27 protein-coding genes are annotated in these 23,554 nt (G+C 68.5%); 13 read left to right on the top strand and 14 right to left on the bottom strand.

Going from position 1 to position 23,554, the window contains the following annotated elements; translation table 11 throughout:
• Positions 1–263: 263 nt before the first annotated feature.
• The 5 genes from ABAZ39_RS09775 to ABAZ39_RS09755 all read left to right on the top strand — a co-directional run bounded on the left by ABAZ39_RS09775 (position 264) and on the right by ABAZ39_RS09755 (position 4,128).
• Entirely contained in the window at positions 264–1,151 is an 888-nt protein-coding gene (locus ABAZ39_RS09775; protein WP_038528972.1) for an NAD(+)--dinitrogen-reductase ADP-D-ribosyltransferase, read from the top strand.
• Between the two features lie 27 nt (positions 1,152–1,178).
• Complete coding sequence (gene draG, locus ABAZ39_RS09770) at positions 1,179–2,072, top strand: ADP-ribosyl-[dinitrogen reductase] hydrolase (protein WP_038528969.1); 894 nt, start codon at positions 1,179–1,181, stop codon at positions 2,070–2,072.
• An 8-nt stretch (positions 2,073–2,080) separates the two neighbouring features.
• The gene (locus ABAZ39_RS09765) at positions 2,081–2,509 is read left to right on the top strand and encodes an ArsC/Spx/MgsR family protein (protein ID WP_038531125.1); all 429 of its coding nucleotides are present in this window, start codon (positions 2,081–2,083) and stop codon (positions 2,507–2,509) included.
• Positions 2,510–2,584: 75 nt separating this feature from the next.
• Positions 2,585–3,352, top strand: coding sequence for a class II glutamine amidotransferase (locus ABAZ39_RS09760; protein WP_038528966.1), 768 nt, complete (start codon positions 2,585–2,587; stop codon positions 3,350–3,352).
• Positions 3,353–3,501: 149 nt separating this feature from the next.
• A complete protein-coding gene (locus tag ABAZ39_RS09755) occupies positions 3,502–4,128 on the top strand; it encodes an FMN-dependent NADH-azoreductase (protein WP_038528963.1) in 627 nt (208 codons plus the stop codon).
• Positions 4,129–4,324: 196 nt separating this feature from the next.
• On the opposite strand, the gene ABAZ39_RS09750 is transcribed toward ABAZ39_RS09755, so the two are convergent.
• The 12 genes from ABAZ39_RS09750 to ABAZ39_RS09695 all read right to left on the bottom strand — a co-directional run bounded on the left by ABAZ39_RS09750 (position 4,325) and on the right by ABAZ39_RS09695 (position 13,373).
• The gene (locus ABAZ39_RS09750; protein ID WP_081862942.1) at positions 4,325–5,215 is read right to left on the bottom strand and encodes an SIR2 family protein; all 891 of its coding nucleotides are present in this window, start codon (positions 5,213–5,215) and stop codon (positions 4,325–4,327) included.
• 79 nt (positions 5,216–5,294) lie between these two features.
• Complete coding sequence (locus tag ABAZ39_RS09745) at positions 5,295–6,485, bottom strand: DegT/DnrJ/EryC1/StrS family aminotransferase (RefSeq protein ID WP_200885616.1); 1,191 nt, start codon at positions 6,483–6,485, stop codon at positions 5,295–5,297.
• A 14-nt stretch (positions 6,486–6,499) separates the two neighbouring features.
• The gene (locus ABAZ39_RS09740; RefSeq protein ID WP_038528960.1) at positions 6,500–6,784 is read right to left on the bottom strand and encodes a DUF6129 family protein; all 285 of its coding nucleotides are present in this window, start codon (positions 6,782–6,784) and stop codon (positions 6,500–6,502) included.
• 5 nt (positions 6,785–6,789) lie between these two features.
• Positions 6,790–6,999, bottom strand: coding sequence for a putative nitrogen fixation protein NifT (gene nifT / locus ABAZ39_RS09735; protein ID WP_035672252.1), 210 nt, complete (start codon positions 6,997–6,999; stop codon positions 6,790–6,792).
• A gap of 38 nt (positions 7,000–7,037) precedes the next feature.
• Entirely contained in the window at positions 7,038–8,189 is a 1,152-nt protein-coding gene (locus ABAZ39_RS09730) for a cysteine desulfurase family protein (protein ID WP_038528955.1), read from the bottom strand.
• A 34-nt stretch (positions 8,190–8,223) separates the two neighbouring features.
• Entirely contained in the window at positions 8,224–8,535 is a 312-nt protein-coding gene (locus ABAZ39_RS09725; RefSeq protein WP_051657911.1) for a nitrogen fixation protein NifZ, read from the bottom strand.
• Between the two features lie 38 nt (positions 8,536–8,573).
• A complete protein-coding gene (locus ABAZ39_RS09720; RefSeq protein WP_038528952.1) occupies positions 8,574–8,870 on the bottom strand; it encodes a nitrogen fixation protein NifZ in 297 nt (98 codons plus the stop codon).
• A 24-nt stretch (positions 8,871–8,894) separates the two neighbouring features.
• On the bottom strand, positions 8,895–9,668 hold the full coding sequence (locus ABAZ39_RS09715; RefSeq protein WP_038528949.1) for a 4Fe4S-binding leucine-rich repeat protein: 774 nt from the start codon (positions 9,666–9,668) through the stop codon (positions 8,895–8,897).
• Positions 9,665–10,231, bottom strand: a complete 567-nt coding sequence (locus ABAZ39_RS09710) for a hypothetical protein (protein ID WP_051657910.1) — start codon at positions 10,229–10,231, stop codon at positions 9,665–9,667. Before ABAZ39_RS09710 ends, ABAZ39_RS09715 begins: the two co-directional genes overlap by 4 nt.
• Positions 10,232–10,275: 44 nt before the next feature.
• Positions 10,276–10,467 carry a 4Fe-4S binding protein gene (locus tag ABAZ39_RS09705; protein WP_014239802.1) on the bottom strand — a complete coding sequence of 64 codons (192 nt, stop codon included), beginning with the start codon at positions 10,465–10,467 and terminating at the stop codon, positions 10,276–10,278.
• Positions 10,468–10,546: 79 nt separating this feature from the next.
• Positions 10,547–12,103: a nitrogenase cofactor biosynthesis protein NifB gene (gene nifB, locus ABAZ39_RS09700; RefSeq protein WP_038528945.1), complete on the bottom strand. Its 1,557-nt coding sequence runs from the start codon at positions 12,101–12,103 to the stop codon at positions 10,547–10,549.
• Between the two features lie 379 nt (positions 12,104–12,482).
• Positions 12,483–13,373, bottom strand: a complete 891-nt coding sequence (locus tag ABAZ39_RS09695) for an adenylate/guanylate cyclase domain-containing protein (RefSeq protein WP_038528942.1) — start codon at positions 13,371–13,373, stop codon at positions 12,483–12,485.
• 264 nt (positions 13,374–13,637) lie between these two features.
• On the opposite strand from ABAZ39_RS09695, the gene ABAZ39_RS09690 reads away from it, so the two are divergent.
• Positions 13,638–14,663 (top strand): hypothetical protein, encoded by a 1,026-nt coding sequence (locus tag ABAZ39_RS09690; RefSeq protein ID WP_144243494.1) that lies wholly within the window; start codon positions 13,638–13,640, stop codon positions 14,661–14,663.
• Positions 14,664–14,707: 44 nt separating this feature from the next.
• Here the strand turns inward: ABAZ39_RS09690 and nifA are convergent, their stop codons facing one another.
• On the bottom strand, positions 14,708–16,591 hold the full coding sequence (gene nifA / locus ABAZ39_RS09685) for a nif-specific transcriptional activator NifA (protein ID WP_051658094.1): 1,884 nt from the start codon (positions 16,589–16,591) through the stop codon (positions 14,708–14,710).
• Between the two features lie 367 nt (positions 16,592–16,958).
• On the opposite strand from nifA, the gene ABAZ39_RS09680 reads away from it, so the two are divergent.
• From ABAZ39_RS09680 to ykgO, 7 genes are all read left to right on the top strand, one after another.
• Positions 16,959–17,609 (top strand): TetR/AcrR family transcriptional regulator, encoded by a 651-nt coding sequence (locus ABAZ39_RS09680; RefSeq protein ID WP_038528934.1) that lies wholly within the window; start codon positions 16,959–16,961, stop codon positions 17,607–17,609.
• Positions 17,606–18,553, top strand: a complete 948-nt coding sequence (locus ABAZ39_RS09675) for an HlyD family secretion protein (RefSeq protein WP_038528931.1) — start codon at positions 17,606–17,608, stop codon at positions 18,551–18,553. Before ABAZ39_RS09680 ends, ABAZ39_RS09675 begins: the two co-directional genes overlap by 4 nt.
• A complete protein-coding gene (locus ABAZ39_RS09670) occupies positions 18,550–19,491 on the top strand; it encodes an ABC transporter ATP-binding protein (RefSeq protein WP_038528928.1) in 942 nt (313 codons plus the stop codon). The genes ABAZ39_RS09675 and ABAZ39_RS09670 overlap by 4 nt, the downstream gene beginning before the upstream one ends.
• A 25-nt stretch (positions 19,492–19,516) precedes the next feature.
• Positions 19,517–20,650: an ABC transporter permease gene (locus ABAZ39_RS09665; RefSeq protein ID WP_038528925.1), complete on the top strand. Its 1,134-nt coding sequence runs from the start codon at positions 19,517–19,519 to the stop codon at positions 20,648–20,650.
• Between the two features lie 138 nt (positions 20,651–20,788).
• Positions 20,789–21,748, top strand: coding sequence for a penicillin-insensitive murein endopeptidase (gene mepA, locus ABAZ39_RS09660; RefSeq protein ID WP_038528922.1), 960 nt, complete (start codon positions 20,789–20,791; stop codon positions 21,746–21,748).
• A 103-nt stretch (positions 21,749–21,851) separates the two neighbouring features.
• On the top strand, positions 21,852–22,817 hold the full coding sequence (locus ABAZ39_RS09655) for an SAM-dependent methyltransferase (protein WP_038528919.1): 966 nt from the start codon (positions 21,852–21,854) through the stop codon (positions 22,815–22,817).
• Positions 22,818–22,937: 120 nt separating this feature from the next.
• A complete protein-coding gene (ykgO, locus tag ABAZ39_RS09650; protein ID WP_012973122.1) occupies positions 22,938–23,063 on the top strand; it encodes a type B 50S ribosomal protein L36 in 126 nt (41 codons plus the stop codon).
• A 109-nt stretch (positions 23,064–23,172) separates the two neighbouring features.
• Here ykgO and ABAZ39_RS09645 read toward each other — a convergent pair whose 3' ends face one another.
• Entirely contained in the window at positions 23,173–23,433 is a 261-nt protein-coding gene (locus ABAZ39_RS09645) for a phage tail protein (RefSeq protein ID WP_038528916.1), read from the bottom strand.
• Positions 23,434–23,554 lie beyond the last annotated feature (121 nt).

The raw sequence follows: 23,554 nt of genomic DNA, 5'->3' as shown, positions 1-23,554 counted from the left end.
GCTTCATCGGCCACATGGCCTTGCCTCGTCTTGCGGTGCACTGAATCCCAATCGAAGAACTATGGTGTCGTCTCATCATCCGTTCAAACGGATATTTTTAAGATATTTGGAGTAAGCCAAAAGTTGTTTCGGCTGTTTAGTAGAATTGTTTTCGAATTCGAAATGTATTGCGGGCTAGGCGACATCGCCCTGCGATGACGCGGACCCTTGGCGGACGCGCCGGTTCGCGGTATCCATGAAAGAATTGTGGATTTGAGAGCGCGATGGCGGACGGTTCGGCGAGCGGTGGTTTGAGGGATGCGCGGGGGCGGCTGATCGATCCGGATTCGCCGCTGGCGTTGAAGGCGCATCGCACCAACCTGCTGAACGTGACGGCGGAAGCGCTGTGCGCGGAATCCTTCAACGACGAACCGCGGCGCCTGCGCATCGGCGGCACGCGCAGCGAACACGCCGTGCTGTTCGAAGCGCTCGACGAGAGCCCGAACAGCCTAATCGCCGCCGACATCTTCCAGCACCACATGGCCTTCACCTTCGGGCTGAACCCGGATTTTTCCGGCGCCGAGGGCACAGACGGGCGGCGGCGCTACCGCGCCAGCTACCTGCGCCTGCTGAAGGGGTGGCTGTTCGACAGCAACAACGCCGAGGGGGCTGTGCTGAAAGGCTGGGTGGAGAGCCGGTTCGGTCTGCTGCCCACCTATCACAAGGAACCGATCCTGCGCTTCGCCTCCGACGCGTGGCGGACCTACGGCGAGGAGAAGGTCGCCACCCGCTTTCACAACAACAACATCAACCTGCAGCTCGACCTGCTGTACGAGTATTGCCAGTGGTGGATGCGCCGCGGCTGGCCGGACGCGCCGATGCCGTCCCGCGCCAGCCACATCCGGCTCTACCGCGGCGTCAACGATTTCGAGGAGCACCACATCGTCGCGCGCCCCGACAAGCGCACGGCGGTCCTGCGCCTCAACAACCTCAGCTCCTTTTCCATCGAGCGCGACATCGCCGGCCAGTTCGGGGACTACATCCTCGAAACCTGGGTGCCGCTCACCAAGGTGGTCTTCTTCCGCGACATCCTGCCCCGCTACCCCTTCAAAGGGGAGGGCGAGTATCTGGTCGTCGGCGGGGACTACAGGGTGGGGGTGTCGCTTCTCTGACAACCGATCACGGGACAGATCCGGCCCATGACTGACCATTCCATCCGCTCACGCGCGCTGGGCGCCTATCTCGGGCTGGCCTGCGGCGACGCGCTGGGCGCCACCGTCGAGTTTCTGACAAAGGGCGAGATCGCCCACCAGTACGGCGTGCACAAGCACATCAAGGGCGGCGGCTGGCTGAAGCTGCCCGCCGGGCAGGTGACCGACGACACCGAGATGTCGATCCATCTCGGCCGCGCCATCCTGGCCGCCCCGGAGTGGGACGCCCGCCGCGCCGCGGAGGAGTTCGCCGTCTGGCTGAAGGGCGTTCCCGTCGATGTCGGGGACACGACACGGCGCGGCATCCGCCGCTTCATCATGCACGGCACCCTGTCGGAGCCGGAGAGCGAGTATCACGCCGGCAACGGGGCGGCGATGCGCAACCTGCCGGTCGCCCTGGCGACGCTGGGCGACGACGACGCCTTCGAGCGCTGGACGGTGGAGCAGGCGCACATCACCCACTGCAACGCGATGTCCGACGCGGCGACTCTGACGCTCGGCCACATGGTCCGCCGTCTGGTGCTGGGCGGCAGCGTGCGCGACGTGCGCGACGAATCGAACAAGCTCATCGCGAAGCACCGGCAATTCAAGTTCCAGCCCTACCGGGGCCTCGCCACCGCCTACATCGTCGATACGATGCAGACGGTCATGCACTATTATTTCCAGACCGATTCCGTGGAATCCTGCGTCGTCGAGACCGTCAACCAGGGCGGCGACGCCGACACCACCGGCGCCATCGCCGGCATGCTGGCCGGCGCCACTTATGGCGTGGAGACCATCCCGCCGCGCTGGCTGCGCAAGCTCGACCGCGACGTCTACAACGAAATCTGCGCCCAGGTGGACGGGCTGCTCGCCCGCTCCCCGGCGCTCAAGCAGGGGTGATTTCGACCATGGCCGACGTGATCTTCTTCGAAAAGCCCGGCTGCGCCGGCAACAACCGCCAGAAGGCGCTGCTGGCGGAGGCCGGGCACACCGTCCACGCCCGCGACCTGCTGTCCGAGCCCTGGACGGCGGACCGCCTGCGCCCCTTCTTCGGCGACCGCCCGGTGGCCGAGTGGTTCAATCGCGCCGCCCCCGCGGTGAAGAGCGGCGAGGTCGATCCGGACGCGCTGGACGAGGCCGCCGCCCTGGCGCTGATGCTGACGACGCCGCTGCTGATCCGCCGCCCGCTGATGCAGGTGGGCGACCGCCGCGACTGCGGCTTCGAGGCGGAGCGGGTGGACGCCTGGATCGGGCTGGCCGCCGGGGCGCCGGAGGGCAAGCTGGAAGGCTGCGCCCGCGCCGGGATGCCACCCTGCCCACCACCCGCAAAGGGGTGACGGGACAACCCGGACTGTCGTAGGTTTGCCCCCGTCCTGTTTGAAACCCGACATTTCAGCGATGGGGGCCGATCCATGTGCGAACTCCTGGGCATGAGCGCCAACGTGCCCACGGACATCTGCTTCAGCTTTCGCGGCCTGATGCGCCGCGGCGGGCAGACCGGTCCGCACCGCGACGGCTGGGGAATCGCTTTCTACGAGGGGAAGGGCTGCCGCACCTTCCACGACCCGGCGCCGAGCTGCGAGTCGGAGATCGCGCGGCTGGTCAGCAGCTATTCCATCAAGTCCTGCGTGGTCATCTCCCACATCCGCCGCGCCAACCGCGGCCGGGTGTCGCTGGAGAACACCCACCCCTTCACGCGGGAGCTGTGGGGCCGCGTCTGGACCTTCGCCCACAACGGCCAGCTCAAGGGCATCAAGGAACGGACGCTGACCTTCTACGAGCCGGTCGGGACGACGGACAGCGAGCACGCCTTCTGCTGGCTGCTCGACCAGATCCGCATGCAGTATCCGGAGCCGCCCAAGAGCAGCGGCGCCCTGATGCGGCTGATCCGCGACCTCGCCACCGACCTCGGCACGCTGGGCGTCTTCAACATGCTGCTCAGTGACGGGCGGTATCTGTGGTGCCATTGCGCGACCAACCTCGCCTGGCTGACCCGCAAGGCCCCCTTCGGCCCGGCGACGCTGATCGACGAGGACATGAGCGTCGATTTCGCCAAGGAGACGACGCCCGACGACGTGGTGACGGTGGTCGCCACCCGCCCCCTGACCCGCGACGAGGATTGGACCGTCATGAAGGGCGGCGAGATGGTCGTGTTCAAGGGCGGCAATCGGGTGCGCTGACCGGGGATTGTTCTGATCTGTGCAACGAAGATTGGCGAAATCGGGGCTCAATCGATTGGCGTAAGCGGGCTTATGGTCACTTCCGAGACAAACCGAAGCGGTGACGGTGCCGGACCGGCGCCCCGCTTCCCGGATAGGAAGACGTGACCATGAAGATCCTTCGCATCGATTCCAGCCCGCTGGGCGACGCCTCCGTTTCGCGCCAGCTCACCGGCTCCATCGTCGCGGCGCTGCTCCAGGCGACGCCGGACGCCGAGGTGTCCGCCCGCGACCTGACCGTCGCCCCGCCGGACCACCTGACCGGCGAGCTGATGCAGGTCGTGAAGTTCCGCAACCTGGAGGGCCTGACCGCCCGCCAGCAGGAGGAACTGGCCCTGACCGACGCGCTGGTCGACGAGTTCCTGGCCGCCGACGTCGTGGTGATCGGCGCCCCGATGTACAACTTCACGGTGCCGACCCAGCTCAAGGCCTGGATCGACCGCATCGCCCAGGCGGGCCGCACCTTCCGCTACACCGAGACCGGCCCGGTCGGTCTGGCCGGCGGCAAGAAGGTCTACATCGCCTCGACGCGCGGCGGCGTCTACTCGACCAACGCCGCGATGAGCGCGCTGGACCATCAGGAGGCCTTCCTGCGCACGGTGCTGGGCTTCCTGGGCGTCACCGACGTGACGGTGATCCGCGCCGAGGGCGTCGGCATGGGCCCGGACGCCCGCGCCAAGGCCCTGGCCGCCGCCCAGCAGGAGATCGACGCCCTGGCGACCCCGGTCGCGGCGTAAAGATCGCCGCGTTCCCTCTCGATGTCCCCTCTCCCCTCCGGGGAGAGGGTTAGGTGAGGGGGTTGGCGCGTGGCGGGCCGTCCGGCACAAGCGCAAGCGCGTGGCGGGCCGTCCGGCACAAGCGCAACCCCCTCACCCGGCCCTTCGGGCCACCCTCTCCCCAGAGGGGAGAGGGGAGCTTCGCGACGCGCTAGCTTTAATTGGCCCCCATCGCCTCGCTGATCCGCCGGACCGCCTCGTCCAGAGGCAGGTCGAGGCGGGTGATGTTCTGCAGTTCCAGGAAGCGCGCCTCGTTCTTCGACAGCTCGCCCTCGATCACCGCCCAGTGCTTGTCCGACGAGCGCTTGGCGATCTGGCGGGCGAAGGTGCGCTGGATCTCCTGGTCGAAGCGGCAGCCGAGGTAGAGGAAGTTCCGGCCCGCCCGGCGCTCCTGAACGACGGCGGGAATCGGCGTCTGGATGTCGATCTCCGTCAGGATTTCGACAAAATCGCTGTCGGAAATCAGGTAGTTCCCCGCTGGGGCGGCGCTGCCCGAAGGCTTGTAGAGCAGGGTTTCCCAGCCCGACGCCGCGGCGGCCTCGACCTCCGCCCCGCCGGGCGCGTAGTATTTCACCCATTCGCCGACGCCCTGCGGGTGGGAGAGTCCCTGGATCTGCCCCCAGCTCCGCTCCGCATCGGCGGTCAGCAGGCGTTCCAGCGTGTTGTCGTACCAGACATCGACGATCATCGGCGGGGCGGGCAGGGTGGCCAGCCACGCGTGAACCGGCGTCGCCGGGACCTCGCGCTTGAAGATCTCGTTCAGGATGCCGTCCAGCGTCTTGCGGTGGCGCCGCGATTCGATGAACTGGGCGACGGCGGTCAGCTGGCTGCGGATGCGGCCCGGTGCGGCGACCTTGGCGTTCAGCCGCTGCGCCAGTTCCAGCGAGGTGCGCGGGATCGGGCAGTCGGCCTCCGGCAGCAGCGCGAAGGCGCCCGGCCCGAGATAGGGCACCACGCCCCGCGCTTTCAGCGCCGCGGCGATGTCCGCGATGATGGTGTCGGTGCCCGTGCTGGTGTCCATGCTGTCGATGACGGCGGTGTCGGTCATGCTAACCCCGTTCGGCTGGCGTTTGCCCCCTCCCTGACCCTCCCCCGCTGGGCGGGTGAGGGGATAGAAGGGACGCGTTTCACAAATAGATCGCCGCGCCCGCCCCCGTGTTGACGGTGGCGTCCTTCAGCGTGTCCACGATGAACTGCACCTCGTCGGCGGTGACCTTGTGGTGCAGCGGCAGGGCCAGCACGCGGTCGACCGTCTTCTGGCAGACCGGGCAGTCGGCCCGGCTGGCGCCGCGCTCCTGGTAATATTGCTGGGTGTAGAGCGCCTGCCCGTAGTCCGACGCCTCCACCTCGTGCGTCGCCAGGTCCTCCAGCACCGCCTTGCGCCCCGAGGCGGTGAAGCGGGTGCCGAGATGGACGGCGTAGACCATCGGGTGCACGTCGTCGGCGCCCGGCCCCTTGTAGGGCGGCTTGATGCCTTCGAAGGAGGCCATGGCCGCCTCGTAGTGAGCGACCACCTCCCGGCGCTTCGCCAGGATTTCCGGCAGGCGCTTCAACTGGACGAGGCCCAGCGCGGCGGTCAGGTTGCTCATGCCCGCTTGGAAGGGAATGGTGCGGGTGATGACCACCGTGTTGCGGTGCTCCATCTCGCGCCGGCGCAGATAACGGAGTTGATGGGCGAGGTTGCGGTCGTCGGTGACGATCATCCCGCCTTCGCCGGTCACCAGCACGCCGGGTTCGGAAAAGTCGAAGACCGCGCAGTCGCCGAAGCTGCCGACCATCTTCCCCTTGTAGGAGGAGCCGATGGCCTCGGTCGAATCCTCGATCAGGATCAGCCCCTTGTCCGCGGCGAGCGCGCGCAGCTCGTCCCAGTGGGCGGGGTGGCCGTTGACGTTGCCGGCCAGGATGGCCTTGGTCCGTGGCGTGATCTTGGCCTCGGCCTTGGCCGGGTTGATGGTGTGCTGCCAGTAGTCGATGTCGACGAAGACCGGCTCCGCGCCGGCCAGCGCGATGGCGTGCTGTACCTGATGCCAGCCGAAGGGGGAGCAGAGCACCTCGTCCCCCGGCCCGATGCCGTAGGCCTTGAGCACCATCAGCGTGGCGATGGTGCCGCTGGACACCGCCACCGCATGCGCGCGGCCGAGCCAGGCGGCGAAGGCGTTCTCGAACCCCTCGGTCATCCGCCCGTCGCTGAGGCTGCCTGAGGTGAGGATGCGGCCCAGCACCGCCACCTCCGCTTCCGAAATGTCCGGGTCGATCAGCGGGATGTAGTCGCCAAGCTCCGCGTCGTCTTCGGCTGAGTTGTCCGGGGGCATCGTCATTCCGCGATCCTTATTCAGTCGTCCTCGTCCCGTTGCGCGATCACCACGCCGGTCGCCGTCTCCGGCTTGTTGGTGATGAGCCAGCAATGGTTGGTGCCGTCCACGAGGTAGAGGTTGAAGCCGGGCTCCTCCCGGAAGGCGTCCTCCGCCATCACCGCGGCGTGCGCCCCGGTGACGTTGGACAGGTCCGGGTTCGCCTCGCGCACGGCGCGGACCACGGCGTCGAGCCGGGTGCCGTCCGCGAAGAGGCCGCCGGCCAGGGCGACGATGGCGTCGATCCGTTCCGGGGACAGGGCCATGGCGGTCACTCCGCGCCGCGCTTCTTGGCTTCGACGGTGATGGGCAGGCGGGTGTCCGCCGGCATCTCCGGCAGGTCGAGCGTCCAGCCGTTGGCGACCTTGACCCAGCCGCCCCACAGGCCCGGTTTCTCCATCTCGGTGATGGGCTCCTCCAAGTCCTTCTTGGCGACGTAGATCGTGTATTGCTCACCGGCCTTGCGCACCATCACCTTCATGTCACTCTCCAGTCGTCGTGTTTTGGGCTGTCGTTTGGTCAGGCCGCGATCCGCGCGTAGAGCGCGGGAAACTCGTTGAGGACCGATTCCACCTCCTCCGCCGTGCTGTAGCGGCTGAGGGAGAAGCGCAGGCTGGCCGCGGCCTCCGCCGGGCTCAGGCCCATGGCGGTCAGGACGTGGCTCGGCTCGTTGCCGCCGGACGCGCAGGCCGCCCCCATGGAGACGGCGATGCCGGCGCGGTCGAGCCGCATCAGCAGCTCCTCCGCGTCCAGCGGGCGGCCCTGCGGGTCGGCGAAGCGGATGTTGCTGGTGTTGGGCAGGCGGGCCGCCCCCTCGCCGTTGACCCGGCTGCCCGGCCAGCCGGCGAGCACGCCGCGCTCCAGCCGGTCGCGCAGAATCGCCAGCCCGCCGGCCTCCGCCACCGTGGCGGCGGCGCGGCTGGCGGCGGCGCCGAAGCCGACGATGGCCGGCACATTCTCGGTCCCGCCGCGGCGGTGGCGCTCCTGGTGGCCGTGGATTAGCGGGGCGAAGGGCACGCCTTTGCGGATGAAGAGGGCGCCGATGCCCTTCGGTCCGTGCATCTTGTGGGCCGACAGGGTCAGCAGGTCGGCGTTCACCGCGTCGACCTTGATGGGCAGCCGCCCGGCGGCCTGCACCGCGTCGGTGTGGAACAGGGCGCCGCGCGCCTGGGCGATGTCGGCGGCGGCGCCGACCGGCTGGATCGCCCCGGTCTCGTTGTTCGCCCATAGGACGGAGACCAGCGCCGTGTCGGGCGTCACCGCGTCGCGTAGGTCGGCGAGCGCGATGGTGCCGGTGCCATCCACCGGCAGGACAGTGACCCGCCAGCCCTGCCGTTCCAGATCACTCGCCAACATCAGCGTCGAGGGATGCTCGATCGCCGTGGTGACGAGGTGGCGGCGCTCCGGACGCTCCATCGCCAGAGCGCGCAGCGTGCCGAGCAGGGCCGTGTGGTTGGCCTCCGTCGCGCTGGCGGTGAAGAGGATGTCCGCCGCCTTCGCGCCGACCAGCGCCGCCACCCGGGCGCGCGCCTCGCCCACCGCCCGCTTGGCGGCCATGCCGGCGGCGTGCGGGCTGGAGGGGTTGCCGAACTCCCCGGAGAGGTGGGGCAGCATCGCCTCCCGCACCTCGGGCGCCAGCGGGGTCGTCGCGTTGTTGTCGAGATAGATCATGGGTCCATCGCAGGCCGTGGCACGGAGGGGGCGGTCAGTCCATCACGCCGGGGACGCCGCGGCGGCGGCCGTCGGCGGGCGTGATCTCCTCCTCCAGGCAGCCGACGACGACGCCGGCCGGGAACTCCACCAGATAGACGGGGATCTGCGTGCCCTCGGCGTGGCCGATGCGTACGATGGTACCGGGCGTGCCCTTGGGAGCCAGCAGCGCGCCGTCCTCGGCGTTGGGGTGGCTGCCGTCGTTGTGGAGATCCACCGCGGCGGTGACCGCCAGCCCCCAGTCGTAGAGCGGTTCGCGGGGCGGGATGAAGCCGGGCTTCTTCGCTTCGGTGACGGCGTCGCTCATCGCGTGCTCCTCAGGCGGGAAGGTCCTAGGGGGAAGGGTCACTGCGGGTCGTTGCAGCGGGCGTCGACCAGTTCGAGTTCCTTGGCGCGCATGCCGACGATGATGCGCTTCTCGTAAAAGTCGATGCCGTAGATATAATACATCTGCAGATAGGTACCGATCGACTTGACGTAGCCGATGTCCCCGGTGCGGATCAGGAAGTCGCCCATCGGGCGTCCGGGATAGGTGCCGTCGTTGCGCACGTCGCGAAGGGCGCGGACCTTCTGGCCCTCCTCGAAGGCGGGGCGGTCTTCCAGTTCGATCGGCTCGTTCGGATCGCGGGCGCGCTCGCGCATTCGGTGCTCCTTGGTGCGGGGGCGTCAGTCGGGGATCAGGTCGCCGGTGGCGGGCAGTCCGGCGCGGCGCTTCTGCGCCACGGTGCGGACGTCGTCCACCGGGTCCTCGGTCAGCGGGGCGAGGTCTTCGGGCGGCAGGCGGCTGGCGACGACGAAGCGCACGCACCAGTCGGTGTCGCGGATCAGCGCGGCCAGCTTTTCCGGAGGCAGGCGGCGGGCGACGACCATGCGCACGCGGGCGCTGTCGTCCCAGGCCATGCTCATCAGCCATTCCAACCCGATGCGGTTGGCGACCTCCAGCCGGATTTCCGGGTCCTCGTCGTGCATCATCGCCGGCAGCATGCCCTCGGGCACGCGGCGGGCGACGCGCAGGCGGACGGAGTAATCGGGGTCGCGCATCAGCGGCGAGAGGTCGGCGTCCTCCAGCCGGGAGGCGACGGCGATGCGCACCTCGCGGTCGGGGTCGCCGCGCATCTTCAGCAGCAGGCGGCGGGGCAGGCGGCGGGCGACGGCGGCGCGCACCGTCTCGTCGGGGTCGTCCATCAGCCGCGGCACGATGAAGATCGGCGCGAAGCGGGCGGCGTTGGCGCGGACTTCGAAATAGGGGTGGTCGAGATGCTCGCCCGCCAGATCGTCGTTCCATTGGAAGAAGCGCTGGATGCGCTTGGCGTAGCGGTCCTGCACGCAGGCGCGCAGCGGTTCGCAGCGCCCCTCGGCCAGACGGTCGCGGCAGGCGCAGCCGTCGCAGTCGACGGGGTTGCCCAGCCAGTCCAGCGCCTTGTCGATGTCGTCGCTCATGCGTCGTCGTCCTCCAGCCCGGCGTCGTGTTGGCCGGCTTCGTGACGGTCCGCGGCGGCGAGCAGGCGGCTGGTTCCGAAGCGGTCCTTCGGGTCCAACTCCCGGACCTTGTTCAGGGCCTCGCGCCCTTCGGCCAGACGGCCCAGGCGCAGATGCAGGTAGCCGACTGCGGTCAGGGCGAACAGGAACAGGCGCGGGGCCGGCTCCAGACCCGCGAAGTCGACCCCCAATGACTTGGAAGAATTGTTGCCGACCATGCGCCAGTCGGTGTGGTTCAGGCCGATGGCCGCCATGGCGTGGCCGAGCATCCGCTCGCCGTAGAGCAGGGCGGTGTCCAGGTTCGCTTTGTAGAAGTGGAACTTGTAATGGCCGAGATCGACCAGCCGATGACCCGGCGCCAGCTCGGCGGCGTGGGCGAGGTAACGCTGCGCCGTCTCGGCGTCGGCGTGGCTGGCGGCGGCGAGATGCAGGAACCGCTCCGCCTCGGGCGGCAGGTCGCCGCCGTAGTAACGGCGGTTGAGCCAGCCTTCATCCACCTCGTCCAGCATGGCGGTGCGCTCCATGGACACCCTCTCCCGTGATGGGACGGGAGAGGGGTTTCGGGCGATCAGGCCGGGACGCAGCAGTCGGCCGGGCAGACCGAGGCGCATTGCGGGCTGGAGAACTGGCCCTTGCACTCGGTGCACAGGTCCGCGTTGATGGCGTAGGCGCCCTTCTTGAAGCTGATGGCGTTGTTCGGGCACTCGGCCTCGCAGGCGCCGCAGGCGGTGCAGTCGGAAGCCTTGATCTTGTAAGCCATGACACTCTCCTTGCAGGTGGGGCGGCTGTTGCGGTGGGCCGCCGGGTAAATCCGTGGGTTCTGGTCGGTCTCTTGGGTGTCAGGCGCGCAGGGCGGTGAAGGCGCCGGTGCGGATCACCGCGTCCTGCCCCTCGCGGGCGTTGATCGCACCTTGGCCGAGGCGCTCGGCGTAGTCCTTGAAGTAGGTCAATGCCGACTCCTCGATGTATTCGAAGGCGAAGCGGTCAACCGGCTCGATGCCCGCGTCCTTGAGGTTCCGCGACGGGCAGCCGCCGATCTTGGCGACGAAGACCGCGGTGCAGTCGTTGATCGCCGACAGCACGCCGCCGAGCGCGTCCTCGTCGCCCGAGCCGCCTTCGCAATACTGGTCGACGCGGCGGTGGCCGACGAACTTGGCGCCCTTCGGACCGACCTCGTAGATCTGGAATTCCTTGGCGTGGCCGAAATGCTCGTTGATGCGCTCGCCGCCCTTGGTGGCGACGGCGATCAGGATCGGCTGCACCTCGGTGCCGACCGTCTCGGCGACGTCAGCCTGTGCTGCGGCCTTGGCGGCGTTGCGACCGGCGCGCTCGCCTTCGACATGCTCGCGGTAGGTGCGGGCGGCTTCCTGATCGTACTCCACCTCGCCCATCGCCTCGATCTGGTCGATGGTGAATTCGGAACCGCGGTCCTCGCCCAGCAGGCCGACCGCGTCGGCGCGGCACTGGCGGCAGTGGCGCATCAGCTTGGCCCCGCCCTCGCACTGGTCCTGCAGGACCTTCAACTCCTGCGCGGTCGGGCCGCGCTGGCCGGTCAGGCCGAAATGCGTGCCGTGCGCCGGGTCGGAGATCAGCGGCATGATGTTGTGCAGGAAGGCGCCGCGCGACTTCACGGCCTTGTTCACGTCCATCAGGTGCTCGTCGTTGATCCCCGGGATCATGACGGAGTTCACCTTCACCAGGATGCCGCGAGAGGTCAGCATCTCCAGCCCGAGCATCTGGCGCTCGTGCAGGATCTTGGCGGCGTCCAGGCCGGTCCAGCGCTTGTGGTCGTGGAAGATCCAGGGGTAGATGTGCTGCCCGACCTCGGGATCGACCATGTTGATGGTGATCGTGACGTGGTCGATGTTGTAGTTCGCGATGGTGTCCACATGGTCGGGCAGGGCCAGACCGTTGGTGGACAGGCACAGCTTGAGGTCCGGCGCCTTCTTCGCCAGCATCTCGAAGGTCTTGAAGGTGTTCTTGCCGCCCGCCGCCAGACTGTCGCCGGGGCCGGCGATGCCGATGACGGAGAGCTGCGGGATTTCCTTGGCCACCGCCATGATCTTGCGGAGCGCCTGATCGGGGGTCAGCTTCTCGGAGACCACGCCCGGCCGGCTCTCGTTCGAACAGTCGTATTTCCGGTTGCAGTAGTTGCACTGGATGTTGCAGGCCGGCGCCACGGCGACGTGCATGCGGGCGAAATAGTGATGCGCCTCCTCGGAGTAGCAGGGATGGTTCTTCACCTTCTCCCACACCTCCGGCGCCATGTCGGCGGGGCCGTCCGACGACCCGCAGGAGGAGGAGGCGCAGCCGGAGGCGGCGGCAGGCGGCGCCTCGGCGGCGGCTTTCAGCTCACCCACGCCCAGGATGCTGTCGAGCGAAATAACGTTGGCCATCGTCCACTCCCTTCCCAGCCGCGCCGTCGGCGCCCTTGGTCGGGTCGTTAAAAGCAAGTTCGGGGCCAACCTGGTGAAGTGTGGAGTTTCAATGGGTTATGGGAATGTGTCGGGCTTGTGGACCATGTCGGCAATCCGACAAAGGCGGACAAAGCCCAACAATGGCCGACAAACACGCCGCCTGTCGGGGACCCGACATGGGGCGCTGATGGGGTAACGGACTGGCATCGATTTCCCTCTCCCGTCCCGAGAGAGGGGGGCGCCAAAGGCGCCGGGCGAGGGTCGTGCGAGGATCAGCGGCTCGATCCTTGCCGGCACCCTCACCCTTCCACCGCTGCCGCGGCGGGTCCCTGCCTCTCCCGGGGCGGGAGAGGGTTGATCACGCGCTCCCCACCTGGAAGGTCAGGACATGGTCGTCGTCCGGCCGCAGCGGCTCTCCCCCGAACCCGATCAGCCCGCTGCCGGTCAGTTTCGTCGAATCGCGGCGCAGCAACAGGGAGGGGGACTTGCCCGTGCGGATGAAGGTGCCGTTGGTCGAATGGTCGGTCAGCAGGAAGCCGCCGCGGCTGAAGTCGATCACCGCGTGCTGGCGCGAGGTGCGGCGCGACGGGATACGCAGGCCGCAGCCCTCGTCGCGCCCCACCGTGACGCGCGGCAGCAGGGGAGTCAGCGTCGCCTCGGCGCGGCGCCCGGACAGGCGCAGGGACGGCAGGCCGCGCCCGCTGCCGGGAACCGATGTGGTCAGGGCGACGGTGGCGTTGTCCTCGGCCTCCGTCGGGGCGCTGCCGTCGCGGATCTGGTGGACGCGGACCGGGGCCGCCTTTCCCTTCACCGCAACGCTGTTCAGAAGGCGGGTCCGCGTCCGCAGGGGCGGTGAGAGGCGGTCGACCAGATCGTCGGTTGCCAGGATCTCGCCGGGGCGGGCGATGGATTCCAGCCGGGCGGCGACGTTGCAGGCGTCGCCGTAGAGGTCGCCGGGGCCGGCGATCACCGGGCCGAAATTCAGTCCGGCGCGCAGGCGCAGCCCGAACTCGCCTTGCCGCTCCATCATGGCAAGCGCGGCGCGGGTGGCGCCGTCGCTCATGGGGAAGCAGGCGAGCAGCCCGTCACCCAGGCTTTTCACCACCGTGCCGTCGTTCTCTCCGACGATCCGGCGCAAGCCCTCCAGCACCCGCTGGGTCAGAGCCGCCGCCTTGCGGTCGCCCGCCAATTCATAGAGCAGCGTGCTGTCGGCGATGTCCACGAAGAGGAGCGCGAGGGGCTTTTCCATCCCGTGCAAAGGCCCGAAGCTGGAGGTTGCGGGAAGCGGGGCACAGCGTAAAGCCGGTGTTCCACTGTCATATCACAACCGTTCGTAACGGTTACAGGGGCCTTGGAACCAGCAGGCTGCACGGCTGACGTGTCGCAGCCGGATCGCCGATTAGCCCTCAAGGGTTATATTGCGCGTTTATTTCTTCCCTCATAAGATGCAGCGAAGAGAATTCGCCGCGGTTGGACGTGCATCGCCGCCGGCCTGCCTTTCAGGGAGGGGATCATGACGGTATCGGGTGTGACCTCGGCGGCTTCGTCGTTTCCGGTCCTGCCCCGATCCACCGAGGCGCCCGCATCGCCAGGGGCGACCGCCGCGAGTGGCGGTGCCGCGTCCGATCGTGTGGCGCTGAGCGGGCTGGGCGGGGCGCTTCGCGGCGACGGCTTGGCCGCCTTCGGCGCGCTTTCGGACGCTCAGCGCCAGCAATTGGCCGATCTCGTCGACAGCGGGAAGATCAGTGGCGAGACGGTCAACGATGCCCTCACACAGCGGTTGAAGCAGGCCCGCGTCAGCGCGATGGGCGCGACGCAGCGCATGTACAACAACGATCACGCCGCCCTTTTCCTCGATGAGACGACCAGCAGCGATGACCTGCGCGGTGCTTTGTCACAGACGCTGGCCCGGCGGTCGTCGCTGATGGACAAGCTGACCGCGGCGATGAGCGAGGACGAGCGGGCGTCGGCGTCGAACGATTTAGCGGCGCGCACGGTGAATCCGCTCCTGGCGAAGGACCGGACGGGGATGTCACGGCACATCATGCCGGGCTTCTTCTCCATGGACTTTTCCGATTCCCGCCTGAACTCCACCAAAAAACAAGGGGATGCCACCTACAGCCTGAAGGCGTTGGGCGTCGATCTCGACGCGATCGACCAGGCACTGCGCAAGACCGGCGAAGAGGACGCCGCTGCCATCCTGTCGGAGCGGGCGGGCTTGCCGACATCCCGAAAGGTGGCGGCCGATCAGGATTATTCGTCGGACGACGCCCTGGTGAAGCCCCTGACCGTGCCATCGGGCGGTTCGTCGTCGGATGCCCTTCTCACCTACGGTGAAAAGCTGAGGTCATTCCTCCAAGCCTCTTCGGCGGAAACCCGTAAGGCCGGCACGTTGGCGGGCCACACGGTCTATCAGATCGACCGGCCCAACCATCTGACGCCTCCCTCGCTTCCGGCGCCGTCCCCGACGAGCGCCGCCGATGCCCAGGCGCAGGAGGCGCACATGAAGTACATAACCGGTCTGGCGGTTCGCTATTGATTGGCTGCTCCTGATCGGCCGCAATTGCCGGAGAGCACCGTCCCTCAGAAGCGCTTGATCTCGATGTTGTACTTGCGCAAGGCGTAGCTCACCTGACGGGTCGTCATGCCGAGAAGGCGGGCGGCCTTGGCCTGCACCCAGCCGGTGCGCTCCATCGCCCAGAGCAGGCGGTCGCGCAGCGATCCCGACTCCGGCTCGTCCAGCGGCACCTCGGCGGCGGGCGGCGGAGCGGCGTTGGCCGTCGATGCGGGTGCGGGAGCCGCGACGGCGGGCGCGCTCGGCTCGGGCAGGGGCAGCGGGATCAGGGGAACCGGAACCACCGGCTGGGCGGCGCCGCAGACCGGCGACGGGCCGGCGGAACAGCCCGACGCGCAGGCCGGCCACGCGCCGCCGCCGGCACCCGCCGGTTCCGGCACCGGGGCGGGCATGGCCGGGGTCTTCGGCGCGTTGGCCGGCGCCGGACCGCCGGGGCGTCCGGGAGGAACACGGTTGACGGACCCCGGCCCCATGGACGGGGCGAGCCCGCCGACCGACGCGCCCAGCGTGCGGTACTGGAACAGAACCGAGGAGTTGCAGAGGTTCAGGCTGCAGGACAGGGACTCGGTGCGGATGATGCCGTCGCGCGACTGGGTGGCCGCGCGCTCGATACAGTTCTCCAGCTCGCGCACGTTGCCGGGCCAGGTGCAGCGGTTCAGCACCTCCAACGCCTGGTCCTCCATGACGAGATTCATACCGTTGTCTTTGGCGAACTTCGCCACGAAATGGCGGGCCAGCGGGCCGATGTCCTGGCGCCGTTCGCGCAGCGGCGGCAGATGGATCGTCACCACGTTGATGCGGAAATACAGGTCGGCACGGAACTTGCCGTGGCCGACCGCCTCCTCCAGGTTCAGGTTGGTGGCGCAGATCAGCCGGACGTCGGTCTTGATCGTCTTGGACCCGCCGACCCGTTCGAACTCCTGCTCCTGCAGCACGCGCAGCAGCTTGGCCTGGAAGTTCGGCGAGATGTCGCCGATCTCGTCGAGGAACAGCGTGCCGCCCGACGCCAGTTCGAACCGGCCCTTGTGGTCCTTCTGCGCGCCGGTGAAGGCGCCCTTCTCATGGCCGAACAGCTCCGATTCCAGGAGCGATTCGGGCAGGGCGGCGCAGTTCACGCGGATGAAGGGGGCGTCCTTGCGCGGCGACATGTTGTGGATGGCCCGCGCGATCAATTCCTTGCCGGTGCCGCTCTCGCCGCGGATCAGCACGGTGGACTTGAAGGGCGCCACCCGGTGGACCTGGGCCATCACCTCCAGCATGTTGGGGCTGGTGCAGACCACGTCGTTGATCGGGGCGGCGACGGGCCGCAGCTCCTTCTGCATGCGGAAGGTTTCCCGCATCATGAAGCGGCGTTCCTCGGCCACGGTGCGGTGCAGCCGCACGGTCTGGCCGATCAGGTTGGCGACCATGGTCAGGAAGCGCACGTCGCTGCCGAAATGGCCCTGCGGCCCTTCGTCGGAAATGCGGTCGATGGTCAGCACGCCGACCACCACCCCCGCCGCCTTGATCGGCACGCCAACCAGCGAGGCCACCTGCTCGTCCAGGTCCTCGCGCCCGCCGGTGCGGTTGAGGAACAACGGTTCCTCCGCCAAGTTCGGGACGACGGCGGGCATGCCGGTCTTCAGGATGCGGCCGGTGATGCCTTCCCCGTCGCGGAATTCGATCTGCGCCGCGGCCTCGTTCGACAGGCCGTTCGCGGCGACCAGCCGCAGCACATTGTCCTCGCCGACCAGATAGACGCGCCCGCGGTGCATCTGCAGCTGGTAGGCCAGCGCGCGAAGCACCTCGCGCAAGGTCTGCTGGAGGTCGAGAGAGGAACCGAGGATCTTGCTGACCTCATAGATGGTCAGCAGTTCCAGGTTCGACGTGGACTGGCGCATTGCACCCGGCATGATCGACACCCCCTGCTCAACCGGGACTCCGGACGTCGCGCACCGGCGCGCTCGTCGCATTGATCCCGGCACGGCGCCTTGAACCGTTCCTCCCGGGGTGGGGTGTGCGCTCGTTGCTGATCGGCGCCTTTGACCACCGGTGCGCCCGCCGCGCGTGCTTCCGTGACAAGCCGTTCGCGCTGCGGACTGTCGAAAGTTTCGGAAACTCTCGGTCGAAAGGCAAGCCCTTTTGCATATCAGTTGCTGCGCCGCACAATGACTTACGGCTGCGGCAGAACGGCGCAACCCTTGAGAAAACTGGAATTTCTGCCGGCAAACAGCTAATAACTGACCGGTCAGTAATATTTTCTCCACCCTGGAGGACGGCATGCCGGAGGATGATCCCGCCGTTCCGCGCTGGCGCCGCCGGAAGGAGGCGCGCCCCCGGGAGATCGTCGACGCGGCCCTGACCGTCTTCGGCGAGCGCGGCTTCGCGGCGGCCCGGCTGGACGACGTCGCGGCGCAGGCCGGGGTCAGCAAGGGCACGCTCTACCTCTACTTCCCGAACAAGGAGGAGTTGTTCAAGGCGGTGGTCCGCGAGGCCATCCTGCCCAACCTGGACATGGCCGAGCGTCTGCTGGCTGGAGCGCAGGGGCCGAGCTTCGCCGTGCTGGAAACGCTGCTGACCCTCTTCGCGACGCGCATCCTGAAATCCCGCGCCGGCGCCATCCCCAAGCTGATCATCGCCGAGGCCGGCAATTTCCCCGACCTCGCCCGCTTCTATTACGACGAGGTGATCCGCCGCGCCTTCGCCCTGCTGGCGGCGGTGCTGGAGCGCGGCATGGCGCGCGGGGAGTTCCGCCCGGTGGACGTCGACTCGACCGTCCGGCTGATCGTCGCGCCGATGCTGATGAGCGCGCTGTGGCGCTCCTCCTTCGAAGCGCTGGAGGGCCGCCCGCCGGACGTCGCGGCTCTGCTGGCCGCCCATCTCGACGCACTGCGCCGGACCCTCGCTCCGGAGGGAGGGCCGCCGTCATGAGCTGGATCGCCGAAACGCTGGCGGCGGCCCTGTCCGTCCTCGGGCTGGGTGGCGGGGACGCCGTGCCGCTGGCCCATGGCTATGCGGAGGGCGAGTATCTGCGCATCGCCGCCCCGGTGGCCGGGACGCTCGACACGCTGGCGGTGACGCGCGGCGGGCGGGTGGAGGCGGGCGCGCCCCTCTTCGCGCTCGACCGCACCAGCGCGCGGGCGGAGCGCGACCGGCTGGCCGCCGCGCTGGGGCAGGCGTGGGCGCAACTGGCCGACCTGCGGACGGGCCGGCGCCCCGACGAACTGGCGGTGGTCGCCGCCCAGCGCGCGCAGGCCGAGGCGGCGCTGCGCTATTCCGAAGCGGAACTGGCGCGGCAGCAGACGCTGGTGGCGCGCAAGGTCAGTTCCGACGACCGGCTGGACGCCGCCCGCGCCAGCCGCGACGGCGACCGGGCGCGGTTGGAGGAGCTGACCGCGCAATTGGCCGTCTCCAACCTGCCGGCCCGCCCCGACCAGATCCGCGCCGCCGAGGACGCCGTGGCCCAGGCCGAGGCGGCGCTGGCCCAGGCGGACAAGCGCTTGGCCGAGCTGGCCCCGTCGGCGCCCGAGGCGGCGCTGGTCGAGGACACGTTGTTCAACCCCGGCGAATGGGTGCCGGCGGGCGCCCCGGTGGTCTCGCTGCTGCCGCCGGGGAAGCGGAAGCTGGTGGTCTTCGTCCCGGAACCGCTGATGACCCGCGTCCGTCCGGGCGACCGGGTGACGGTGCGCTGCGACGGCTGCCCGCTCGGCCTGACGGCGCGCGTGACCTATGTGGCGCCGCGGGTGGAATACACCCCGCCGGTGATCTACAGCGTCGGCAGCCGCGAGAAGCTGGTCTTCCGCGTCGAGGCGCGGCTGGAGGACGGGGCGACGCTCAACCCCGGTTTGCCGGTGGACGTGGAACTGCCGCCATGACCGGAGACGCCGTCATCGACGTACGCGGTCTGGTCAAGCGCTTCGGCGCCAAGACGGTGGTGGACGGCTTCTCCATCCGGGTGGCGCGCGGGCAGATCTACGGTTTCCTGGGGCCGAACGGGTCGGGCAAGACGACGACCATCCGCATGCTCTGCGGGCTGCTGACTCCCGACGCGGGGGAGGGGACCTGCCTCGGGCTCGACATCCGCCGCCAGTGCGCCGCCATCAAGCGGCAGGTCGGCTACATGACCCAGAAGTTCAGCTTCTGGGAGGATTTGAGCATCGCCGAGAATCTGGATTTCGTCGCCCGCATGTACGGGCTGCCGGACCGGCGGCAGAAGGTCGCCGCGGCGCTGGAGCGGCTGGGGCTGGGCAACCGGCGGGCGCAGCTGGCGGGGGAATTGTCCGGCGGCTGGAAGCAGCGCTTGGCGCTGGCCGCCTGCATCCTGCACGAGCCGAAGCTGCTGCTGCTCGACGAGCCGACCGCCGGGGTGGACCCCAAGGCGCGGCGGGAGTTCTGGGACGAAATCCACCGGCTGGCCGCCGAGGGCCTGACCGTGCTGGTCAGCACCCATTACATGGACGAGGCCGAACGCTGCCACGCCATCGCTTACCTCGCCTACGGCCGGCTGATGACCCAGGGCAGCGTGGAGGAGGTGATCGCCACCTCGGGTCTGGTCACCTATGAGGTCGGCGCGCGGGGGCGTGGTGGGCCGGACCTCGGGCACGTCGCGGCGGCGCTGCGCGACCGTCCGGGTGTCGAGATGGTCGCCGCCTTCGGCGCCCGGCTGCATGTCAGCGGCGGCGATGGTGCGGAACTGGAGGAGGCGTTGCGCCCCTGGGCCGCCGACTCGGGCCTGCTGGTGCGGCGGACGGAGCCGACCTTGGAGGACGTGTTCATCCACCTGATGAACCGCAGCACGGACAACTTCGCATGACCGCGCCGGTGGAAGGAGGAATGCCATGACGCACTTTTCCTTCGCGCGCTTCGTCGCGGTGATGGTGAAGGAGTTCATCCAGATGCGGCGCGACCGGCTGACCTTCGCCATGATGGTGGGGGTGCCGGTGCTCCAGCTCGTGCTGTTCGGTTTCGCCATCAACTCCGATCCCAAGAGCCTGCCGACCGCCGTCCACGCCGCCGACTCCAGCCCCTTCGCGCGCACGCTGGTGTCGGCCATGGCGAATTCCGGCTATTTCGACGTCACCCGCGCCGCCGGCAGCCCGGCGGAACTGGACCGCCTGCTGGCCGAGGGGCGGGTGCAGTTCGCCGTCACCATTCCCGCCGGATTCTCCCGCGATTTGCAGCGGGGCGAGCGGCCCGTGCTGCTGGTCGAGGCCGACGCGACCGACCCGGCGGCGACCAGCAACGCGCTGGCCGCCCTGTCCACCCTCGCGCGGCAGGCGCTGGACCCCGACCTGACCGGACCGCTGGCCTCCCTGCGCTCCACCCCCGACCCGGTCGAACTGCGGGTCCACCGCCGCTACAACCCGGAGGGCATCACCCAGTACAACGTGGTGCCCGGCCTGATGGGGGTGGTCCTGACCATGACCATGGTGATGATGACCGCGCTGGCCGTCACCCGCGAGCGGGAGCGCGGGACGATGGAGAACCTGCTGGCCATGCCGGTCCGCCCGTTCGAAGTGATGCTGGGCAAGATCGTGCCCTTCATCCTGGTCGGCTACATCCAGGTCGTCATCATCGTCCTGGCCGCCCGGCTGCTGTTCGGCGTGCCCATCGTCGGCAGTCTGGCCCTGCTGTCCGCCGTGCTGGTGCTGTTCATCGCCGCCAATCTGGCGGTGGGCTTCACCTTCTCCACCGTGGCGAAGAACCAGCTCCAGGCGATGCAGATGTCCTTCTTCTTCTTTCTGCCGTCCATGCTGCTGTCCGGCTTCATGTTCCCCTTCCGCGGCATGCCCGGCTGGGCGCAGGCGGTGGGAGAGGTGCTGCCGCTGACCCATTTCCTGCGCATCGTCCGCGGCATCCTCCTGAAGGGCAACGGTCCGGCGGAAATCGCGGGGGAGGTGGCGGCGCTGCTGATTTTCCTGGCGGTGGTCACCGTCGTCGCGCTGAAGCGCTACCGGCAGACCTTGGACTGAGCAGTAAACGGAGGCCGGGCACGGCTCTTCATCGTAGCCGGCAAGTTGAAATCGGCTGTGACATGAGCGTGAGCCTCACATTTCGTTAAGGAACATTGGCTCTAATCTTTCCCGATTGGCGGTCCGTGGGGGAAGATGATGGGGCGCTTGGCGATTGGCCCGACGATCGGGATTCTTGCGGCGGCCTTGGTCGCAGCCGGCTTGGTCGCCGCCGCTCTCGCCGGACCGGCCGAAGCCGGATCGTCCAAGAAGAAGAAGCCCGCACCGCCGGCTCCCAATTCCATCGCCTGGAGTCAGGTGAGCGGCCCCGCCCTGGGACCGGCCCAGTCCATCGGCGGCTACGCCGCGGGCTGCATTACGGGGGCGCAGGCGCTGCCGGGGGAGGGCACCGGCTATCAGGTGATCCGCATGTCCCGCCAGCGCTATTACGGCCATCCGGAACTGATCGACTATCTGAAGGGCTTCGGGCGGAAGGTCGCGGCGGCCGGGCTGGGGACCGCGCTGATCGGCGACATGGGGCAGGCGCGCGGCGGCCCGATGAGCTTCGGCCACGCCAGCCACCAGATCGGGCTCGACGCCGACGTCTGGTTGCGCCTCGACCACCCGCCGATGGGGCGCAACGCGCGGGAAAGCCTGAACGAGATCAAATACGTCGATTACGGGCGCGTCCGCGTCACCGAGGACTGGTCGGAGCGGCAGGCCCAACTCGTCCGCATCGCCGCCAGCGACCCTCGGGTGACCCGCATCTTCGTCAACCCGGCGATCAAGCTCGCCATGTGCCGCCATTCCTGGCCGGATCGCGCCTTCCTGCGCAAGCTGCGGCCCTGGCATGGCCATGACGGGCACATGCACATCCGCCTGGGCTGCCCGGCGGGAAGCCCGCAGTGCGAGGACCAGCGCGACATTCCCGACGGCGATGGCTGCGGCGACGAGGTCGCGTCCTGGCTCGGCTCCGTCTATCCGGTGGTGGAGAGGCACAACGGCAAGCCGCAGCCGCGCTACGTCAGCATGCCGCCCGCCTGCACCGCGGTGCTGCGCGCCGCCGGGACGCGGGTCGCCGCCATGGACGATCCGCACGTGGAGAAGGCACTACGGTAATGTGACGCAGGATTTTGCGCTTGCGCGAACGGAGCGCCCGGATACTGTGAAAGTCGGAATGAATTCGTCCGGCGGTCCAGGCAACGGGGCAGGCGCGAAGGCGATGAGCGATAACAGCGGACACGATCACGCGGGCGCTCCCCGCATCACGCTCAAGACCCGCCTTCACGCCTGGTGGGAGGGGTACGACCTCTCCGGCCTGAAGGGCCGGGGCGGGGAAGGGGACGGCAAGCCGCAGGCTGGCGCCGCTCCGGCCCAGCCCGCCGCCCGCGGGCATGGCCCCGGCGTGAACCGCTGGGGAAAGCCGCTGTGGAGCGCCACGCGGATCGAGGTCGCGGAGAAGCTGTGGGGCGAGGGCTTCAACACGCCGGGCGGCCACGACCACATCCCCTATCTGGTGAAACCGCTCGGCCTCAACCCGGCGATGAGCGTGCTGGACCTGTCCGCTGGGCTGGGTGGCACCAGCCGCACCATGGCGAGCAAGTACGGCTGCTGGGTCACCGGCCTGGAGGCCTCGGAGCTTCTGGCGAAGGAGGGGATGATCCGCTCCTTCAAGGAGGGGCTGGAGAAGAAGGCCCCGATCGAAACCTACGACCCGGAGAATTTCAGCTATCCCAAGCGCGTGGACGCCATCGTCTACAAGGAAGGGATGTTCTCCGTCCGCGGCAAGGACCAGCTTTTCGACGGGATGGAACTGGCGCTGAAGCCGCGCGGCCACCTGCTGATGACCGATTACGTGATCGAGCCGGCGCTGGCCGGGGCCAAGGCCGTCCAGATCTGGTGCGACAAGGAGCCGATGCAGCCGCATCTGTGGTCCAAGGACCAGATGGCCGCCGCCTTCGCCCAGCGGAACCTGGACCTGCGAATCGCCGAGGACATCACCGACACCCACCGCGGCCTGATCGTGAGCGCCATCCAGGGGCTGGTCGAGCATCTGGAGCGCCATCATCTGGATCACGAAACCAAGCTCGCCGTGATGGACGAGGTCGAACTGTGGGTCCGCCGCGTGTCCGCCATCGAGGCGGGCATGAAGGTGTGCCGTTTCTACGCGCTGAAACCGGCGGAGTAGCGTCGAAACGGCCGCGTCCGGCGGGAAACGCAACCGCGACGGGGGCCGTTGACAGCGGGGGTGCGCCGCACTATGGTGCGCGCCTTCGATCGAGCCGCCGACCGACCAGGATGAAGAACTATGAAGATCGTTAACTCTCTCAAGTCGATGAAGACGCGCCACAAGGCCTGCCGCGTGATCCGCCGCAAGGGCCGCGTCTACGTCATCAACAAGCAGAACCCGCGCTTCAAGGCCCGCCAGGGCTGAGACCGGCGGCCGGGTCCGCCCGGCCGACGAGTGCTGTGTTGTTGAACGCGACGCCGCGCCGTTCCCTTGGGACGGCGCGGCGTCGCGTTTTGGCGTGTCCGGAAAGCGTTCAGTCTTGCAGGCGCGGAAACACGCCACCAACGGCAATGCAGTATTGCAAGCCGGGAGCGGGCGACTCCAGCGTCGGCAAAGCGAATTCCTTCTCCCCATCGCCGCCATAGGTCGTGCCGATCAGCGAGAAAAGCGCGATGAAATGGTTGACCGAGAGCCGGCGTCCATCCGCCGGCAACCACCCGAGGGGCAGCCGGGCGTAGGAGAACAGGCGGATTTCGCCGATGTAGACATCGATCTCGGGATTGCCGGGGTGCATTCACGCGTCTCCGTTCCGTGGCATTCGTAAGGTGTGGCCGGCGCGCCGGGGCGCCGCGCCGTGGTTCCCTTTTTATCGGCTGCCGTAAAAATGGCAATCCGGGCATCGTTCTTCCGTTAAG

This window comes from Azospirillum argentinense (genome assembly GCF_000632475.1).
Lineage (GTDB): Bacteria > Pseudomonadota > Alphaproteobacteria > Azospirillales > Azospirillaceae > Azospirillum > Azospirillum baldaniorum.
Note: the sequence above shows the minus strand (reverse complement) of the source record. Positions and strands in the feature narration are given on the sequence as shown.

Excerpts from the sequence above, each read along its gene's own strand:
- mepA (WP_038528922.1), top strand. The coding sequence starts at position 20,789 with ATGGGGCGCTTGGCGATTGGCCCGACGATCGGGATTCTTGCGGCGGCC.
- ABAZ39_RS09695 (WP_038528942.1), bottom strand. The coding sequence starts at position 13,373 with ATGGAAAAGCCCCTCGCGCTCCTCTTCGTGGACATCGCCGACAGCACG.
- ABAZ39_RS09705 (WP_014239802.1), bottom strand. The coding sequence starts at position 10,467 with ATGGCTTACAAGATCAAGGCTTCCGACTGCACCGCCTGCGGCGCCTGC.
- ABAZ39_RS09750 (WP_081862942.1), bottom strand. The coding sequence starts at position 5,215 with ATGACCGACACCGCCGTCATCGACAGCATGGACACCAGCACGGGCACC.
- ABAZ39_RS09670 (WP_038528928.1), top strand. The coding sequence starts at position 18,550 with ATGACCGGAGACGCCGTCATCGACGTACGCGGTCTGGTCAAGCGCTTC.
- ABAZ39_RS09715 (WP_038528949.1), bottom strand. The coding sequence starts at position 9,668 with ATGAGCGACGACATCGACAAGGCGCTGGACTGGCTGGGCAACCCCGTC.
- ABAZ39_RS09645 (WP_038528916.1), bottom strand. The coding sequence starts at position 23,433 with ATGCACCCCGGCAATCCCGAGATCGATGTCTACATCGGCGAAATCCGC.
- ABAZ39_RS09730 (WP_038528955.1), bottom strand. The coding sequence starts at position 8,189 with ATGATCTATCTCGACAACAACGCGACGACCCCGCTGGCGCCCGAGGTG.
- ABAZ39_RS09740 (WP_038528960.1), bottom strand. The coding sequence starts at position 6,784 with ATGGCCCTGTCCCCGGAACGGATCGACGCCATCGTCGCCCTGGCCGGC.
- ABAZ39_RS09655 (WP_038528919.1), top strand. The coding sequence starts at position 21,852 with ATGAGCGATAACAGCGGACACGATCACGCGGGCGCTCCCCGCATCACG.
- ABAZ39_RS09760 (WP_038528966.1), top strand. The coding sequence starts at position 2,585 with ATGTGCGAACTCCTGGGCATGAGCGCCAACGTGCCCACGGACATCTGC.
- ykgO (WP_012973122.1), top strand. The coding sequence starts at position 22,938 with ATGAAGATCGTTAACTCTCTCAAGTCGATGAAGACGCGCCACAAGGCC.
- ABAZ39_RS09775 (WP_038528972.1), top strand. The coding sequence starts at position 264 with ATGGCGGACGGTTCGGCGAGCGGTGGTTTGAGGGATGCGCGGGGGCGG.
- ABAZ39_RS09665 (WP_038528925.1), top strand. The coding sequence starts at position 19,517 with ATGACGCACTTTTCCTTCGCGCGCTTCGTCGCGGTGATGGTGAAGGAG.
- ABAZ39_RS09765 (WP_038531125.1), top strand. The coding sequence starts at position 2,081 with ATGGCCGACGTGATCTTCTTCGAAAAGCCCGGCTGCGCCGGCAACAAC.
- ABAZ39_RS09675 (WP_038528931.1), top strand. The coding sequence starts at position 17,606 with ATGAGCTGGATCGCCGAAACGCTGGCGGCGGCCCTGTCCGTCCTCGGG.
- draG (WP_038528969.1), top strand. The coding sequence starts at position 1,179 with ATGACTGACCATTCCATCCGCTCACGCGCGCTGGGCGCCTATCTCGGG.
- ABAZ39_RS09680 (WP_038528934.1), top strand. The coding sequence starts at position 16,959 with ATGCCGGAGGATGATCCCGCCGTTCCGCGCTGGCGCCGCCGGAAGGAG.
- ABAZ39_RS09755 (WP_038528963.1), top strand. The coding sequence starts at position 3,502 with ATGAAGATCCTTCGCATCGATTCCAGCCCGCTGGGCGACGCCTCCGTT.
- ABAZ39_RS09690 (WP_144243494.1), top strand. The coding sequence starts at position 13,638 with ATGACGGTATCGGGTGTGACCTCGGCGGCTTCGTCGTTTCCGGTCCTG.
- ABAZ39_RS09720 (WP_038528952.1), bottom strand. The coding sequence starts at position 8,870 with ATGCGCGAGCGCGCCCGCGATCCGAACGAGCCGATCGAACTGGAAGAC.
- nifA (WP_051658094.1), bottom strand. The coding sequence starts at position 16,591 with ATGCCGGGTGCAATGCGCCAGTCCACGTCGAACCTGGAACTGCTGACC.
- nifB (WP_038528945.1), bottom strand. The coding sequence starts at position 12,103 with ATGGCCAACGTTATTTCGCTCGACAGCATCCTGGGCGTGGGTGAGCTG.
- ABAZ39_RS09710 (WP_051657910.1), bottom strand. The coding sequence starts at position 10,231 with ATGGAGCGCACCGCCATGCTGGACGAGGTGGATGAAGGCTGGCTCAAC.
- ABAZ39_RS09725 (WP_051657911.1), bottom strand. The coding sequence starts at position 8,535 with ATGAGCGACGCCGTCACCGAAGCGAAGAAGCCCGGCTTCATCCCGCCC.
- nifT (WP_035672252.1), bottom strand. The coding sequence starts at position 6,999 with ATGAAGGTGATGGTGCGCAAGGCCGGTGAGCAATACACGATCTACGTC.
- ABAZ39_RS09745 (WP_200885616.1), bottom strand. The coding sequence starts at position 6,485 with ATGACGATGCCCCCGGACAACTCAGCCGAAGACGACGCGGAGCTTGGC.